Origin of the sequence: Streptomyces sp. NRRL S-37 (assembly GCF_000721605.1) — a bacterium.
GTDB lineage: Bacteria > Actinomycetota > Actinomycetes > Streptomycetales > Streptomycetaceae > Streptomyces.
In genome coordinates, this window is the sequence record NZ_JOIZ01000013.1 from 252,568 (window position 1) to 268,077 (window position 15,510).

The 15,510-nt window shown below is 72.4% G+C and carries 15 protein-coding genes; 10 read left to right on the forward strand and 5 right to left on the reverse strand.

The genetic code is table 11. The features are described from left to right. Nucleotides 1-61 precede the first annotated feature (61 nt). The 6 genes from IH50_RS0120175 (at nt 62) to IH50_RS0120200 (ending at nt 6,674) form a co-directional block, all read left to right on the forward strand. The gene (locus tag IH50_RS0120175; protein ID WP_030863912.1) at nt 62-817 is read left to right on the forward strand and encodes a (Fe-S)-binding protein; all 756 of its coding nucleotides are present in this window, start codon (nt 62-64) and stop codon (nt 815-817) included. Continuing rightward, on the forward strand, nt 814-2,292 hold the full coding sequence (locus IH50_RS0120180) for a LutB/LldF family L-lactate oxidation iron-sulfur protein (RefSeq protein ID WP_030863914.1): 1,479 nt from the start codon (nt 814-816) through the stop codon (nt 2,290-2,292). Before IH50_RS0120175 ends, IH50_RS0120180 begins: the two co-directional genes overlap by 4 nt. Next, complete coding sequence (locus tag IH50_RS0120185) at nt 2,289-2,930, forward strand: LutC/YkgG family protein (protein WP_030863915.1); 642 nt, start codon at nt 2,289-2,291, stop codon at nt 2,928-2,930. The genes IH50_RS0120180 and IH50_RS0120185 overlap by 4 nt, the downstream gene beginning before the upstream one ends. 124 nt (nt 2,931-3,054) lie before the next feature. Further along, nucleotides 3,055-3,840 (forward strand): ATP-binding cassette domain-containing protein, encoded by a 786-nt coding sequence (locus tag IH50_RS0120190; protein WP_030863917.1) that lies wholly within the window; start codon nt 3,055-3,057, stop codon nt 3,838-3,840. Between the two features lie 3 nt (nt 3,841-3,843). Beyond that, the gene (locus IH50_RS0120195; RefSeq protein WP_030863919.1) at nt 3,844-5,154 is read left to right on the forward strand and encodes an FtsX-like permease family protein; all 1,311 of its coding nucleotides are present in this window, start codon (nt 3,844-3,846) and stop codon (nt 5,152-5,154) included. 182 nt (nt 5,155-5,336) lie between these two features. Further along, on the forward strand, nt 5,337-6,674 hold the full coding sequence (locus tag IH50_RS0120200; protein ID WP_030863921.1) for a PASTA domain-containing protein: 1,338 nt from the start codon (nt 5,337-5,339) through the stop codon (nt 6,672-6,674). Nucleotides 6,675-6,690: 16 nt separating this feature from the next. On the opposite strand, the gene IH50_RS0120205 is transcribed toward IH50_RS0120200, so the two are convergent. The 5 genes from IH50_RS0120205 to IH50_RS39945 form a co-directional block, all read right to left on the reverse strand. After that, entirely contained in the window at nt 6,691-7,050 is a 360-nt protein-coding gene (locus IH50_RS0120205) for a cupin domain-containing protein (RefSeq protein WP_030863923.1), read from the reverse strand. A 141-nt stretch (nt 7,051-7,191) separates the two neighbouring features. Continuing rightward, a complete protein-coding gene (locus IH50_RS0120210; RefSeq protein ID WP_030863926.1) occupies nt 7,192-8,169 on the reverse strand; it encodes a pyridoxal-phosphate dependent enzyme in 978 nt (325 codons plus the stop codon). A 53-nt stretch (nt 8,170-8,222) separates the two neighbouring features. After that, complete coding sequence (locus tag IH50_RS0120215) at nt 8,223-8,900, reverse strand: sigma-70 family RNA polymerase sigma factor (protein WP_078914041.1); 678 nt, start codon at nt 8,898-8,900, stop codon at nt 8,223-8,225. A gap of 153 nt (nt 8,901-9,053) precedes the next feature. After that, nucleotides 9,054-9,710, reverse strand: a complete 657-nt coding sequence (locus IH50_RS0120220) for a hypothetical protein (protein WP_078914042.1) — start codon at nt 9,708-9,710, stop codon at nt 9,054-9,056. Between the two features lie 666 nt (nt 9,711-10,376). Then, nucleotides 10,377-11,822 carry a DUF4185 domain-containing protein gene (locus IH50_RS39945; RefSeq protein WP_199822110.1) on the reverse strand — a complete coding sequence of 482 codons (1,446 nt, stop codon included), beginning with the start codon at nt 11,820-11,822 and terminating at the stop codon, nt 10,377-10,379. A 484-nt stretch (nt 11,823-12,306) separates the two neighbouring features. Between IH50_RS39945 and IH50_RS0120230 the strand changes: the two genes are divergently transcribed. The 4 genes from IH50_RS0120230 (at nt 12,307) to IH50_RS0120245 (ending at nt 15,456) form a co-directional block, all read left to right on the forward strand. After that, a complete protein-coding gene (locus IH50_RS0120230; RefSeq protein ID WP_030863936.1) occupies nt 12,307-13,143 on the forward strand; it encodes a CPBP family intramembrane glutamic endopeptidase in 837 nt (278 codons plus the stop codon). After that, nucleotides 13,140-14,387 (forward strand): sensor histidine kinase, encoded by a 1,248-nt coding sequence (locus tag IH50_RS0120235; protein WP_078914043.1) that lies wholly within the window; start codon nt 13,140-13,142, stop codon nt 14,385-14,387. Before IH50_RS0120230 ends, IH50_RS0120235 begins: the two co-directional genes overlap by 4 nt. Further along, nucleotides 14,384-15,046, forward strand: coding sequence for a response regulator (locus tag IH50_RS0120240; protein ID WP_030863941.1), 663 nt, complete (start codon nt 14,384-14,386; stop codon nt 15,044-15,046). Before IH50_RS0120235 ends, IH50_RS0120240 begins: the two co-directional genes overlap by 4 nt. Nucleotides 15,047-15,108: 62 nt before the next feature. After that, a complete protein-coding gene (locus IH50_RS0120245; protein WP_030863944.1) occupies nt 15,109-15,456 on the forward strand; it encodes a tetratricopeptide repeat protein in 348 nt (115 codons plus the stop codon). The last annotated feature ends 54 nt before the right edge of the window (nt 15,457-15,510 follow it).

The following is a 15,510-nucleotide window of genomic DNA, read 5'->3' on the forward strand; positions in this document are numbered from 1 at the left end:
CCGGCCCCACGCTCCCCCACTACCCTGCATTCACCCGATGATCGATTCACTAGGAGCCGCGATGCGTGTCGCACTGTTCCTGACCTGTGTCAACGACACGCTGTATCCGGACACCGGGCGCGCCGTGGTGAAACTCCTGACCAGGCTGGGCGTCGACGTCGACTTCCCGATGGCGCAGACCTGTTGCGGCCAGGCGCACTACAACACGGGCTACCGGCACGAGGCCGAGCCGCTCGCCCGGCACTTCTCCGACGTCTTCAAGGACTACGAGGCGATCGTGACGCCGTCCGGGTCGTGCGGGGCGATGGTGCGGGAGCTGTATCCACGGATGGGTGAGCGGGCCCGGGCGGAGGGCCGCGGGGACACCCTCGCGGCGACGCTGGCGCCGGTGGTGCCGAAGACGTACGAGCTGACGGAGTTCCTGGTGGACGTGCTGGGGGTGACCGACGTCGGGGCGTACTACCCGCACAAGGTGACCTACCACCCCACCTGTCACGGGCTGCGCGGTCTCGGTCTCGGCGAGCGGCCCCTGCGGCTGCTGCGGGCGGTGAAGGGGCTGGAGCTGGCCGAGCTGCCGGGCGCCGAGGAGTGCTGCGGCTTCGGCGGCACCTTCGCGTTGAAGAACTCCGACGTCTCGGCGGCGATGGGCACCGACAAGGTGCGCAACGCCGAGTCGACGGGCGCCGAGGTGCTGTGCGCGGCGGACAACTCGTGCCTGATGCACATCGGCGGAACGATGACCAGGCTGCGGACCGGCATGCGGCCGGTGCACATCGCGGAGATCCTGGCGAGCACGGAGGAGGAACCGGCCGTATGAGCGGGACGTATCTCGGCATGCCGGCGTTTCCCGAGGCCGCCCACGAGGCGGTCGGTAACGCGACGCTGCGCGGCAATCTGCGGCACGCCACGCACACCATCCGCGCCAAGCGGGCGAACGCCGTCGCGGAGGTCTCCGACTGGGCGGAGCTGCGGGAGGCCGGCAAGCAGATCAAGGACCACACGCTCCGTCACCTCGACCACTACCTCGAGCGGTTGGAGGAGTCGGTGACGGCGGCGGGCGGCACCGTGCACTGGGCCGTCGACGCCGACGAGGCCAACCGGATCGTGGCACGGCTGGTCAAGGAGACCGGTGAGTCGGAGGTCGTCAAGGTCAAGTCGATGGCCACGCAGGAGATCGGCCTCAACGAGGCCCTGGAGGCGGAGGGCATCGCCGCCTACGAGACCGATCTGGCCGAGCTGATCGTGCAGTTGGGCAAGGACCGGCCCTCGCACATCCTGGTGCCGGCGATCCACCGCAACCGCGGGGAGATCCGGGAGATCTTCGCCCGCGAGATGAGCGAGTGGGGCCGCCCCGCCCCCGAGGGACTGACGGACACGCCCGCCGAACTCGCCGAGGCGGCCCGGCTGCACCTGCGGGAGAAGTTCCTGCGCGCCAAGGTGGGCGTCTCCGGCGCCAACTTCATGGTCGCCGAGACCGGCACGCTGGTGGTGGTGGAGTCCGAGGGCAACGGGCGGATGTGCCTGACCCTGCCCGAGACGCTGATCTCGGTCGTCGGCATCGAGAAGATCGTGCCGACCTGGCAGGACCTGGAGGTGTTCCTGCAGACCCTCCCCCGTTCCTCGACCGCCGAGCGGATGAACCCGTACACCTCGACGTGGACCGGCACCACCGACGAGGACGGCCCGCGCACCTTCCACCTGGTCCTGCTGGACAACGGCCGCACCGACACCCTCGCCGACGAGGTGGGCCGGCAGGCGCTGCGCTGCATCCGCTGCTCCGCCTGCCTGAACGTGTGCCCGGTGTACGAGCGGGCCGGCGGCCACGCCTACGGCTCGGTCTACCCGGGTCCGATCGGCGCCATCCTCAGCCCTCAACTCCGGGGAACGGGGAGCGAGATCGACGCCTCCCTGCCGTACGCCTCGTCGCTGTGCGGGGCCTGCTACGAGGTGTGCCCGGTCGCCATCGACATCCCCGAGGTGCTGGTGCACCTGCGGGAGCGGGTGGCGCAGGGCGGGGAGGTGATCCGGGGCGGCAACAAGGTGGTGCTCAAGCCGGCCAAGGGGCACGCCGCCGAGCGTGCCGCGATGCGCGCCGCCCGCTGGGCCTTCGCGCACCCCGGGGCCCTGCGCACCGGCCAGCGCCTCGCCTCGCGCACCCGCCGCCTCCATCCGCGCACCCTGCCGGGCCCCGGCCGGGCCTGGAGCGGGACCCGGGACCTGCCGCCGGTGCCGGCGGAACCGTTCCGGGACTGGTGGCAGCGTACGCGGGGCGGGAAGGGAGCGGCGAAGTGAGCAGCAGGGAACGGATCCTGGGCCGGGTGCGGCGGGCCCTCGCCGACGTACCGCAGGACGACACCCCGTACGAGCGGGCCGTCGTCCGTGACTATCTGCGCGAGCACGGTGGGCGCACCGTCGAGGAGACGGTGGACCTCCTCGCGGAGAACCTGGCCGACTACCGGGCCGTCGTGCACCGTACGGACGCGGCCGGGCTGGCCGGGGTGATCGCCGGGCTGCTCGCGGCGCGCGGCGCGTCGTCGGTGCTGGTTCCGCCCGGTCTCGACGAGGACTGGCTCGCCTCGACGGAGGTGACCCGGGTCATGGACCGGGCGGAGAGTACGCCGCAGGAGCTGGACCGGGTCGACAGTGTGGTCACCGCCTGCGCGGTCGCCGTCGCGGAGACGGGCACGATCGTGCTGGACGGCTCCCCCGACCAGGGCCGCCGCCGCATCACCCTGGTCCCCGACCACCACATCTGCGTGGTCCGCGTCCCCGACCAGGTCGTCTCCTCCGTCCCCCAGGCCCTCGGGCGTCTCGACCCGGCCCGTCCGCTCACCTGGATCTCCGGCCCGTCGGCGACCAGCGACATCGAGCTCGACCGGGTGGAGGGCGTGCACGGGCCGCGCACGCTGGAGGTCGTACTGGTCGGGTGAAACCCCCTCGGGGGGTGGTCCTGACTACACCCCCCGATACGGGTTCTGCGCCCAGTGTGGCGCGGCCGTCTCCTCCGTAGCGTCGTCGGCATGGCACAGGACGTGCCGGACGGAGGAGATGACGATGTTTCGCAACGGGTCACGACGCGACCACGACACGGGACCCGCCCCCGAGGCACTGCGGCTGGTGAAGGTCAGCAAGTCCTACGGGACGGCGGACAACGCCGTGACCGCCCTCGACGGGGTGACGCTCGGCCTTGCGCGGGGGACGTTCACCGCGGTGATGGGGCCGTCGGGCTCGGGCAAGTCGACGCTGCTGCAGTGCGCGGCGGGTCTGGACCGGCCCGACAGCGGGATCGTCCAGGTGGACGGCAAGGAGCTGACCGGCGGCGGCGAGGCGGAGCTGACGAAGTTCCGGCGCGGGCGGATCGGGTTCGTGTTCCAGCAGTACAACCTGCTGGAGACGCTGACCGTCGCGCAGAACACGGTGCTGCCGCTGAAGCTGGCCGGACAGCGCGTGGACCGGAGGCGGGCCCGGGAGATCCTCACCGCCGTCGGCCTCGGCGACCGGCTCGGGCACCGGCCCGACCAGCTCTCCGGCGGCCAGCGGCAGCGCGTCGCGATCGCGCGGGCGCTGGTCACCGAGCCCCGGGTGATCTTCGCGGACGAGCCGACCGGCGCCCTGGACACGCGCAGCGCGCGGGAGGTGCTGGCGCTGCTCCGGCAGGCGGTGCGGGTGCACGGGCGGACCGTGGTGATGGTGACGCACGACCCGGTCGCCGCCTCCTACGCCGACAGTGTGCTGTTCCTCGCGGACGGCCGGCTCGCCGGCCGGCTGGACGCGCCGACGGCGGACGCGGTGGCCGAGCGGCTGGCGCACCTGGGCGACGACACGACGGCGGGGGTGTGAGCCGTGTTCGTACTGGCCATGCGGTCGATCCGGCAGCGGCCCGGACGGTTCCTCGCGACGCTGCTGTCCGCCTTCCTGGGCGCGGCGATCATCATGATGTTCCACTCGATGCACGACACGGCCGGGCAGCCGGGCGTGGACCCGGTGAGCTCCGACACGCTGGGCACGGCGGCCGGCGTCGTCGGCGGGTACGGCACGCTGCTGGTGTTCTTCGCCGTCGCCTCGACGCTGACGGTGAACGTGCGGCAGCGGACGGCCGAGCTGGAACTGCTGCGCTGCTCGGGGGCGACCCCGGCGCAGATCAAGCGGATGGTCGTGGGCGAGGCGGCGGCCGTGGCCCTGGCGGGCGCGGCGCTGGCGATCGGCCCGGCGATGCTCGGCGGGCGGGCGCTGCTGGACATGTTCCAGGACGGTGGCCAGGTCGCACGGTCGGTCGAGTACTCCTTCGGCCCGATCGCGCTGATGAGCGGCGTGCACATCACGCTGCTCGCGGCGGCGGGCGCCGCGTTCCTGGCCGTGCGGCGGGTGACGCGGCGCGGCAGGGAGCGGGCCGGGGCACGGCGCGTCCTGGCGTACGGCACGCTGGCGGCCGGGGCCGCCGGGGCGGGCTCGACCTTCTTCTTCTCCGCGACGGACGAGATGCTGATGGCGCCGCCCGCCCAGGGGGCGATCATGCTCTCGGTGGGGCTGGCGCTGATGGCGCCGCGGCTGCTGAAGGGCGTACTCGCCCGGCTGGCGCTCGGCGGGGCCGGCGGGTGGCTGGCCGTGCGGAACCTGCGGCAGCGGGCCGGGGAGCTCGCCGGCATCCTGGTGTCGCTGATCATGTTCACGGCGGTGTCCACGGCGACGATCACCATGCAGGCGGTGGAGAGCGACGCCGTCGCGGCCTCGGGCCTGGTGAAGTCGGTCGACGCGAAGAACCTGGAGACGCTCAACCTCACGGTCGTCGGCATCATCGCCGTCTTCGTCTGCGTCATGCTGGTCAACTCGCTGTACGCGGCGACGACCTACCGCTCCCGAGAGTTCGGGCAGCAGCGCCTGGCGGGGGCGACTCCGGGGCAGGTGCTCCGTGTGGTGGGTACCGAGGGGGTGATCCTCACGGTCACGGGGGTGCTGCTCGGCACGTCGGCCGCGCTGGCCGGGGTCGTACCGTTCACGGTCGTCCGCACCGACGGGGTGCTGCCGGACCAGTTCCTCGGGACGTGGCTCGCCATGGTGGCGGTGACGGCCGCGGTGACCCTCGGGACGAGCCTGGGCACGGCCAGGAGGGTGCTGCGCACTCCGGCGGTGCGTGCGGTGGCTCAGGCCGCCTGACGTCCTGCCCGGTCAGCATGGGGGCGCCTGCCGCGGCGGGCGCCCCTCAGCCGTACCGGACGGCCCTGACACATGATCGGGGAGCGGCCCCCGCGTGACCGGTTCGGGCGTGTACTGACGTACATCGCCAATCCGCTAACATCCCGCCATGTCCGACACCGCCACGCAGCACTGAGGAACCGATGCCCGATCCGCTGTACCCCGACCCTCTTGCCGCCGTGAGCCTGGCGGGCGAGACCGTCTCCTTTTCCGACGGCCACAAGAGGGCGCTGCTGGAGGAGCTCGCTCCGGACGAGTCCGTGCGGGCCGTCTACCACGACGGCTGGGGCTACGCGGTGCTCACGGACCGGGGGCTCATCCTGCTCGGCAGCCTCCTGCGGCCGAGGGCCACCCGCGCCTCCCTGCCCCTGCGCATCCTCCGCCGCGCGTCGGGGCTTCTGGACTCCGTCGAGGTCCTCGTCGACGGCAGGCCGCACAAGCTGCACGGTTCGAAGATCGACCCGAAGGGCGCACTCCTCGAAGCGGCGGGCGAGCTCCTGCCCCCGGGCTCCCCGACGCGGCCCGGACGCGGGACGCGGGTGTCCACATGGGTACGGCGGCACCCGGTGCTGGTGTCGGTGCTCGCCGTCTCGGTGGTCGTGGGCGGGCTGGGGTCGGGCTCCGGTTCCGGTTCCGGCTCTGGTGAGCCCGTGGCGAAGGACGGCAAGAACCCGGCCGAGACCGTCGTCGCCGACTTCCAGGGGGCCACGCTCACCGCGGCCGCGGCGCGGGCCCGCGAAGGCGGCTGGCGGAAGGTGTCGACGATGGACGCCACCTCCGAGTTCCGGACGGTCGGGACCGACGGGACCGGGTGGCGGGTCTGCTTCCAGAACCCCGCCCGCGACGAGACGGTACGCCCGTCCCTGCGGACGCTGACGCTGTACGCGGTGCCGGAACGCGAGAAGTGCCCGACGCGGCTGTACGGGGTCCGCCGGGTGGTGATGCCGGACGTCGTCGGCATGCCGTTCGACGACGCCTCGGCAACCCTCGGCGACCTCGGCCTCGACAGCGTGTCCCTCTTCCACGCCTACACGGGCAAGCCACTTGACGAGGAGGAACGGGACCTGGCCGTGTGCCGGCAGGACCCGGAGGCCGGAACCGAGACCACGGTCCCGGCACCGGTCCGCCTGTGGCTGATCGATTCCGGCAAGCCGTGCACGGAACCCAGCCCGACGGCGAAGCCCAAGCCCAAGCCGAAGCCCGCCCCGAAGCCCGCTCCGCAGCCGTCGTACGACGGCACCTCGGGCGGGGGCTCCGGCAGCGGAGGGAGCTCGTCGAGCGGGGGCTCGGGCAGCGGCGGAGGCTCCTCCTCCGGCGGTTCCGGTTCCGGCTCCGGCTCCGGGTCCGGCGGCCGGTCGGGGATCGGGTTCGGGCAGTTCTGCTCCCCGGTGGGAGCCACGGCGACGACGGCCGACGGCCGTCCCGCGAAGTGCTTCATGGGCAAGGACGGCCGTGCGCGCTGGGGATACAACTCCGGTTGACCGGTGGCCGGGCGGACTAGTCCGCCTTGGCGTACTCCTGGGCCATGCCGCCCGCGAAGTCGTGCACCACGACCTGGTCGTCGCCGACGACCCACGCGTCGTGGCCCGGTGGGCAGACGAAGACGTCGCCGGGGCCGACCTCCTGCTCCGCGCCGTCGTCCATGCGGATGTGCATACGGCCCTGGACGACATAGCCGTTGTGGTGGATCCGGCAGCTCTCCGTCCCCGCGATGGGACCGACGGACTCGGACCAGCGCCATCCGGGCTCGAAGGTGGCCACGGCGAAGTCCAGCCCTGTCATGTGGACGGCTTCCAGGTGTCCCCTGGGAAAGTCGCGCCGCTCGTCCGGCTTGTCCAGCGTCTTGATCTCGAGCATGACCCTGTTCCCTTCCGACCGTCTCCCTGCACGGCCGGGTCCGGTCTCCGTCCGCCTCGCACGGCACCGGCGGGGGCCGGGCCCCGCCACTTCATCGTCCGCCTGTCCACTCGGGTACGCCATTCGAGTGAAGCCGGTCCGTCAGTCGCCCGGACCGCAGAGCCGGGCGAAGCGGCCGGCGTCGATGTTGCCGCCGGACAGGATCAGACCGACACGGGGCGGGAGGGGGCCCGCGCGACCGGTGAGCAGTGCGGCGAGCGGGGTGGCACCGCTCGGCTCCAGGACGATCTTCAGCCGCTCGAAGGCGAACCGCATCGCGTCCCTGATCTCGTCGTCGCCGACCAGCACGATCCCGTCCAGGAGCCGCCGGTTGAGGGAGAACGTCAGCTCGCCCGGGGTGTGCAGGGCCTGGCCGTCGGCGATGGTGCGCGGCACCGGGATGCTGACGCGCCGGCCCGCCTCCAGGGACCTCTTGGTGTCGTCGCCGGCCTCCGGCTCCACGCCGATCACCCGGGTCGCGGGGTGCAGGCCCTTGACGGCGGTGGCACTTCCGGCGATCAGTCCGCCGCCGCCGACCGGCGCGAGCAGCGCCCCCAGCTCCCCTGCTTCCTCGACGAGTTCGAGGGCCGCCGTGCCCTGTCCCGCGATGACGTGCGGGTGCTCGTAGGGCGGGACGAGGGTCAGTCCCCGCTCGGCGGCGAGAGCCTCGGCGATGGCGACCCGGTCGCCGCTGTAGCGGTCGTAGGTGACGATCTCGGCGCCGTACCCCTCGGTGGCCGCCCGCTTCGACGGCGGGGCGTCCTCGGGCATGACGATGACGGCGGTGGTGCCCAGCTCCCGGGCGGCCAGGGCGACGGCCTGGGCGTGGTTGCCGGAAGAGTAGGCGGCGATGCCCCGGGAGAGCTGGTCGGGGGTGAGCCGGGAGGCCGCGTGGTAGGCGCCGCGGAACTTGAAGGCGCCCACCCGCTGGAAGTTCTCGCACTTGAGGTGGACCTCGGCGCCGACGCGCTCGTCCAGGGTGCGGGAGCGCAGCACGGGCGTGCGGTGGGCGACGCCCTTGAGGCGTTCGGCGGCGGAGAGGACGTCGTCGAGGGTGACCGGCGGGGTGGTCGTCGTCACGGGGTGCCTCCAGCGGGGGTCGGGTCGGTCGTCGTCCTGGCCCTGTGTGGCTGTCATGAGCACACGTCTCCCGTCCTCTTTTCCTGGACCATACATCCGGGTGCTGGATCCTCGGTCCGGGTCGGTCCGGGTTTCCGTACGGCCGTGTTCGCCTCCTCCGCCTCGGCGATGAGGGCGACGAGGGTCGTCCGCGCGCGGGCCACGCGGGAGCGGACCGTGCCGACCGGGCAGTCGCCGAGCGCCGCCGCCTCGGTGTACGGCAGGCCGAGGAGCTGTGTGAGGACGAACGCCTCGCGGCGCTCCTCCGGGAGGCGGTCCAGCAGGTCGAGCAGCACGATGCCGTCGTCGAATCCGGGCAGCCCGCGCGGCTGGGCCCGTTCGACGGTCAGCTGCCAGTCGGACACCTCGGCCTTCCGGGGCCGTACGGCCGTGTACCGGTGGCTGTCGGCGACGGCACGGCGGGCGATGGCCAGCAGCCAGGTGCGTGCCGAGGAACGGCCCTCGAACCGGTGCAGGCTGCCGAGCGCCCTCAGGAACGTGTCCTGGGTCAGATCGTCCACCGCCTGCGGGTCGGCGCACAGATGGGCGACGTAGCGGATGACGTCACGGTGCAGGGCGCGGACGAAACGGTCGACGGCGTCGGAGTCACCGCCGCGCGCGGCCAGCGCCCAGGCGGTCGCCGCGTCGTCGGTGGGTCTTCCGGCAGGGGCGGACAGGGTGGAAGTGATCACCTGAGGTCCTTCGCGGGGGAACCGGGAACCACGGGCGTGCGCGGACCCGGTCGGCGGGGATACGGCCGCGGGCGGTACGCGGAACAGGGCTGTACCGGCACACGGCCGGAGCCCGGGGCGCGCAGGGGCGGCCCGGGGTGTCACCGGCTGCCGTCAGGCGGCAGCGGTCCCGGCGGGCGGACCGCGCAAGGTGATCGCGTGGACGAGGGCAAGGAGCCGTGGTACCCGGTCCGAGCGGCGGCGCCGGCGGACGCGGAGCGGCGGGCGGACCGTCGGCACCTGCGTGAGGAACAGCGGTCGCAGCGGGGCGGCCAGCCATCCGCCGACGGTCCGCAGTACCCGGAACACCGCCCGCTCGCCGTACCCGAGCCACAGGCCGCACAGCAGCGCGGCCAGCAGGTGGGCGGCGAGCATGCCGGCGGAGGAGTCGCCGGAGGGCGTCATGTGTCCCTCCATGCCCGTACCCGTCCCCATGGGCATGGGCATGGGCATGGGCGTGGAGTGCATGCCGTGCGGCATCGCGCTCCCGTCCGTCCCGTCCATAAGGTCGGCGTGGGCGGGCTCCGTCAGGGAGAAGGCCGTGTGCAGAACCGTCTGGGCGGCGACGGCGACGGCGGTGATCAGCGGGAGTCCGCGCTCACGTCCCGCGAGTCCCCAGCCCACGGCGCCGGTGGCGGCCCAGCCGGCCGCCAGCGTCCAGAGGGGAACGTGGTCGCCGGACATCATGACGTGCCCCAGGGCGGCGAGCACGACACAGACGCCCGCGAACACCGCGGCCCGTCCCGTGCGAGCAACCCACCCAGCAGTCATGGCCCCTCATCGTCGCATCCGGGCCCCGAGCGGTCGCCCGTGGATACGGTTCCTCCCACGCACGCAACTCATTCCCCGGCATGTGACCCCGAACACATGAGCAGGGAAACCGAGTGGGCGGGAAGGGGGAAGGCCCGGCCGGCCGCGGACCCGTACGGGGAAACGAGAGCCGCGGCCGGCCGGGCCGGTCGGGGTGGAACGGGTGGTGTCAGAGGGTCGTCTCTCCGGCGAGGCCGAAGAAGTCGTTCCACTTGCCTCCGCCGGTGAACGCGGTGCCGTCCGAGGGGACCGCGTAGACCTCCGCTGCGGTGCCGCGGGTGAACGTGACGATGTCGTCCTTGCCGTCACCGGTCACGTCGGTCGGTGAACCGCCGAGCATCAGGCCGCCCGCGTCGCCGTAGTGGACCTCGAGCTCCGCGAGGGAGGTGAAGGTCTTCGTCCCGCCGGGCCGGCCGATGATCCGTACGCCGTCGCCCGCCGTCGGGTCGAAGGAGAAGGTGTAGGTCCGGTGCGCGCCCGCGGCGTCGCTGTACGGGTACTCGGGCCCCACGCGCTGCCCCGACACGTCCACCCACCGGTTGTCGCGCCGCGCCTGCACCCTCAGGTCACCGGCGAACCAGCCGCCGTCCGCGAACATGTCGCCCGTGGTGTAGGTGACCTTGTTCATCATGTACTGGCGCGGCCAGGTGTAGCCCCACCAACTGGCGTCCTTGCGCTCGTCGTTCCAGTCGTCCTCGCTCTGGTCGCGGTTGCCGTCGGCGTAGAGGGCGTCCTTGCCGAAGTGGGTGGCCCGCTGGACCGGCACGGTGCCGGGTTCGCGGGCGAGGTTGCGGCCCGGGCCGGCGGCGTTTCCCGGAGTGGTGTCGCGGCGCGGCTCCAGGCTCGGCTTCCGCAGGGAGAAGGTGTACGCGTAATGGTCGCCCTGCGGGTAACCGCCGCCGCAGGGACAGACGTTGGACTGGAGCCACATCGACTTGCCGTCGGCGCCGATGTACTTCGACGGGATCGTGGTCGCGTAGCCGCCGTGCTTGGAGTGGGTCCAGGGGTAGCCGCCGAAGCCTTGGTCGCGAAGTGCTTCCAGGGGCCCCAGGGGGTCGGTGACTCGTAGAACTCGAAGGTGTACTCGGTCCAGGAGGTGTAGAGGTAGCGGTTCAGCGGCTTGTTGTAGACGACGCCACCCTGGCTGAGGACCGTCATGTCGTGTGCCCGGCCGGGGGCGAGGACGTTCTGGTAGACGCGCCGGTCGTCGTGGAGGACGGGCTTGCGCTGCGAGATCTCCGTGAACCAGACCGGGTTGCCGGAGGCGTCCGTGCCGGACATGTACTGCCAGGCGTTCTCGTCCATGACGGAGTTCTTGTGGACGCGGGCCAGGTACAGGTCGACGGGATCGGGGACGGTGTTGTCGAAGGAGTCCCGCCAGTTGTGGTCCAGGCCGTAGACGTAGTCGTCGGGGGCGTTGGCGTGGTTCTTGCCGTAGTCCAGGAACATCACCGTGGTGAAGACGCCGCCGCCGAACATCGACCGGTTGTGGTCCCAGGTCCAGGTGCGGCCCTTGTCGGTGGACCTGGCGATCGTCGCGGCCGGGGCGTCGTTGAAGTCGTGCGCCAGGTCCTGCACCGCGAGGTAGAGGTCGCCGTTCACACAGGCCATGCCGGTGGGCTTGCGGTTGTGGCCCGCGTTCCAGATCTGGCCTACGTCGGTGGAGAGCTGTGATCCGGTCAGTGCGCCGGGCATGCCGGAGATCCTCGCGACCCCGATGTCGCTGAAGCCGGCGCCGAATCCGGTCCCGTCGCCGTAGGCGGCGTACACGTTGTCGTCGCCGGACCAGCAGTTGGGCCAGAGGTCGCCGTGGTCCCGGTTGTCGCCGGCCGCGGGCGCGCCGACGGTGGCCGCCGCGTCCACGGCGACGGTCGAGAAGAAGTCGCTCGCCGGAGGTGAAGCGGCGGCGGCCGTCGCCCGGGTCTCCGCGGTCCGTACGGCGTCCGGCGGGGTGCCGGCCGCGGCCGAGCCCGGCGGCACGACCGTCAGCACCGTGCCGAGGGCGAGCAGGGCCGTGGCCAGGGCACGGCCCAGGGGCCCTGCCGGTCTGGATGATGGGGTGGATCTGCGCATTGACTGTGCTCCCGGTGGGACTCGGGCCGGCCAGCGTCGAAATCGATTTCAGCGGACGGTGTTAACGTGCCGCTGGGGCGTCAACTGGCGTGTTGAGGGCGACAGTTCGACAAGAATTGGCCGATGCGCACCATTCCTCCGGTCGTGCCATCGCCGGGGCACGGACCTTTTGGATCTTCTGTTCTTCCGGCTTCTCAGCAGGTCACAGCAGCTACGAGGCGGATTCGGCCTTACCCGCGGAGTGAGCGGAGGGCTCAGTCGGCGCGTGCGCTTCCCGGGCTCAAGAAATCCATTTCATCTGGGTGCCGCTCAAGACCGGTCGACAGTTCGCCACACATATCGAGTGCGGCCATGGGACGCGCCCTGTCCCCCGTGCGAGCTACAGGCAAGTGTCCACTGTGCGGTGACGATTTCCGGCCGCCGGATCCGTAGCGTCCCTCACGACACGCGGCACCGGGCCGCGGATCCGACGAAGGAGTCATCGATGAGAGTGGTCTGGCAGCTTCTGGCCGTGGCGGCGATCTCCGCCATAGGCGGACAGAGCGTGAGCGCGGTGCGGGACAACCCGTGGCTCACGCTCGCCCTCGGGACGCTGACCGCCGTGCTCTCGGTGCCGGTCTACCGGTGGGTGGTGGGACGGACCGAGCGCCGGCCGGTCACGGAGCTGGACCCGGCCGGTGCCGCGCCGGCGTTCGGCCGGGGAACGCTGATCGGCGTCGTGATGTTCGGCATGGTCATCACGAACCTCTTCACCTCCGGGAACTACGAGGTGCACGGCCTGGGTTCCCTGAGCGGCACGGCCGGACTCTTCGGCTTCATGGCCGCCGCCGCCGTCACCGAGGAACTGCTGTTCCGCGGGGTGCTGTTCCGGATCGTCGAGGAGTACCTGGGCACCTGGATCGCGCTGACGCTGACCGCGCTGCTGTTCGGCCTGGCGCACCTGCCCAACCCGGACGCCACGGCGTGGGGCGCCTTCGCCATCGCGATCGAGGCCGGCGGCATGCTCGCCGCCGCGTACGTCGCCACCCGCAACCTGTGGGTGCCGATCGGCGTGCACTTCGGCTGGAACTTCGCCGCGGGCGGCATCTTCAGCACCGTGGTCTCGGGCAACGACACCGAGCAGGGGCTGCTGGACTCCACGATGTCGGGCAACAAGTGGATCACCGGCGGCGACTTCGGCCCGGAGGGAAGCGTGTACTCGGTGCTGTTCGGTGTGCTGCTGACGATCGGGTTCCTGTGGCTGGCCCACCGGCGCGGCAATCTGATGCCCCGCCGCCGGCGCGCGGAGCGAACCGACGCCACCGCTAGACTGCCCCGGTGATCGCTCCTCACCGGCTCCAGGAGACGTGGCACCGGCTGGACGTCACCGTCAGGGACCTTCTGCTCGGGCTGCTCGTCCTCTCCCTGTCGCTGTGGCCGGACTTCCAGAACCACGGAACGCTCCTCGGCGGCGTGCCGGAGCGTCCCTTCGACACGCTCGCCTTCGTGGCGGTGGCCCTCCAGGCCCTTCCGCTCGCCGTGCGCCGGCGGTGGCCGGCCGTCTGCCTCGCCCTGGTGGTGGCCGGGTTCGCCCTCGACCAGCTCCGCGGCTACCACTCCCCCGCGGGCACCGCGCTGCCCGTCGCGCTGCTGAGCGCCGGGGCGTACCTGGAGCGGTACCGGCGCACCGCCATGGCCCTGTGCACCGTCGCCTACGCGGCGCTGACGGTCGCGTTCCACCGGCTGGGCCCGGGCGAGCCGGTGAGCGAGTTCGTGACGTTCTACCTGGCGGTGGCCCTCGCGTGGGGCACCGGGGCGTGGCTGCGCGCCACCCGGGTCGCGGAGGCCGAGCGCCGGCACCGCGTCGCCGAGAACTCCCGGACCGCCGAACGCGCCCGGATCGCCCGCGAGTTGCACGACGTGGTGACCCACCATGTGACGGCCATGGTCGTACAGGCCGAGGCGGCCCGCTATCTGACCGCCGCGCCCGACCGGCTGGACCAGACGCTGACCGCCGTCAGCGACACCGGCCGACGGGCCATCACCGACCTGCGGCACCTGCTCGACCTGCTCAACCCCGACCACGGCCCCGAGGCCAGGACACCGCCCGTCGGCCGGCTCCTCACGCTGGTGGAGCAGACCCGCCGGGCCGGGCAGCCGGTGGAGTTCACCGAGGAGGGCACGCCGGCCCCGTCGACCGGCAGCGCCGACCTCGTCGCCTACCGGGTCGTGCAGGAGGCCCTGACGAACGCCCTCAAGTACGCTCACGGCGGCGCCACCCGGGTCGTGGTGCGGCACAGCGAACGGCAGATCACCGTGGAGGTCGGCACGGACGGTTCCGGCACCCCGGTCTCCTCCTCCCCCGGCGGGAGCGGCCGGGGCCTGGCGGGCCTGCGGGAGCGGGTCGACGTCCTGGGCGGCGACTTCAGCGCGGGACCGGAGACGGGCGGCGGCTTCGTCGTACGGGCCCGCATACCGACGGGGAGCACGGTGCAGGCAGGGGGCACGGTGCAGGCAGGGGGCACGGCGCCGGCGGGGGACACGGCGACGACGGAGAACACGGTACCGACGGGGAACACGGCATGACCGCACCGATCCGGGTCCTGGTCTGCGACGACCAGATGCTGATCCGCACCGGCCTGACGACCATCATCGACGCCCAGCCCGACCTGGAGGTGGCCGGCGAGTGCGGCGACGGGCAGACCGCCGTCGACCTCGCCGGCCGGCTCCGTCCGGACGTCGTGGTGATGGACGTGCGCATGCCGGTGCTCGACGGCATCGAGGCCACCCGCCTGCTGGCCGGCGCGGGGGTGCCGCATCCGGTGAAGGTGCTCGTGGTGACGACGTTCAACCTGGACGAGTACGTCTACGAGGCGCTGCGCGCGGGGGCGAGCGGGTTCCTCCTCAAGGACGCGCCGCCGGACCGGCTGCTCCACGGCATCCGGACCGTGGCCATGGGCGCGGCGCTGCTGGACCCGGAGGTGACCCGCCAGCTCGTGGGCCGGTACGCCGCCCGGATCCGCCCCGCCGAGGACGGGGCGCCGCGGGACCTCCCCCTGACCCCCCGCGAGCTGGAGGTCCTCCGCCTCATCGCGGACGGCCTGTCCAACAGCGAGATCGCCGCGGCCCTGCTGATCAGCCAGGAGACCGTGAAGACCTTCGTCTCCCGCATCCTTTCCAAACTCGGCCTGCGCGACCGCGTCCAGGCAGTGGTCTACGCCTACCGCCAGGGCCTGGCGACCTGACCGGCCGGTGCCTGGAATACGGGACCGGCCGGGCCCGTTGTCGGCCTCGAAGGAGGCCAGAAGTGGACACCACGTACTACGACCACGGGACGCCGGCCGAGCGCTGGGAGCGCGCCGGGATGTTCTTCGACGCCAAGGACTACGCCGCCGCCGCGCGCGTTCTCGGCGGGCTGGTCGAGGAGGTGCCGGAGCAGACCGGCCCGCGGCTGCTGCTGGCGCGCGCCTACTACCACTCGGCGCAACTGCGGCGCGCGGAGGCGGAGTTGAGGGTCCTCGTGGAGCGTGATCCGGTGGAGCACTACGCCCGGCTGATGCTGGGGCGCACCCTCCAGCGGCAGGGGCGGGACGACGAGGCCCGGCCGCACCTGCGGATCGCCGCCGCGCTGGACGGCTCCTTCGACGAGGAGTGAGGGACGAGGAATGAGGACGGGCCGGTGCCCGGTTCCCCGCGACGGGGAGCCGGG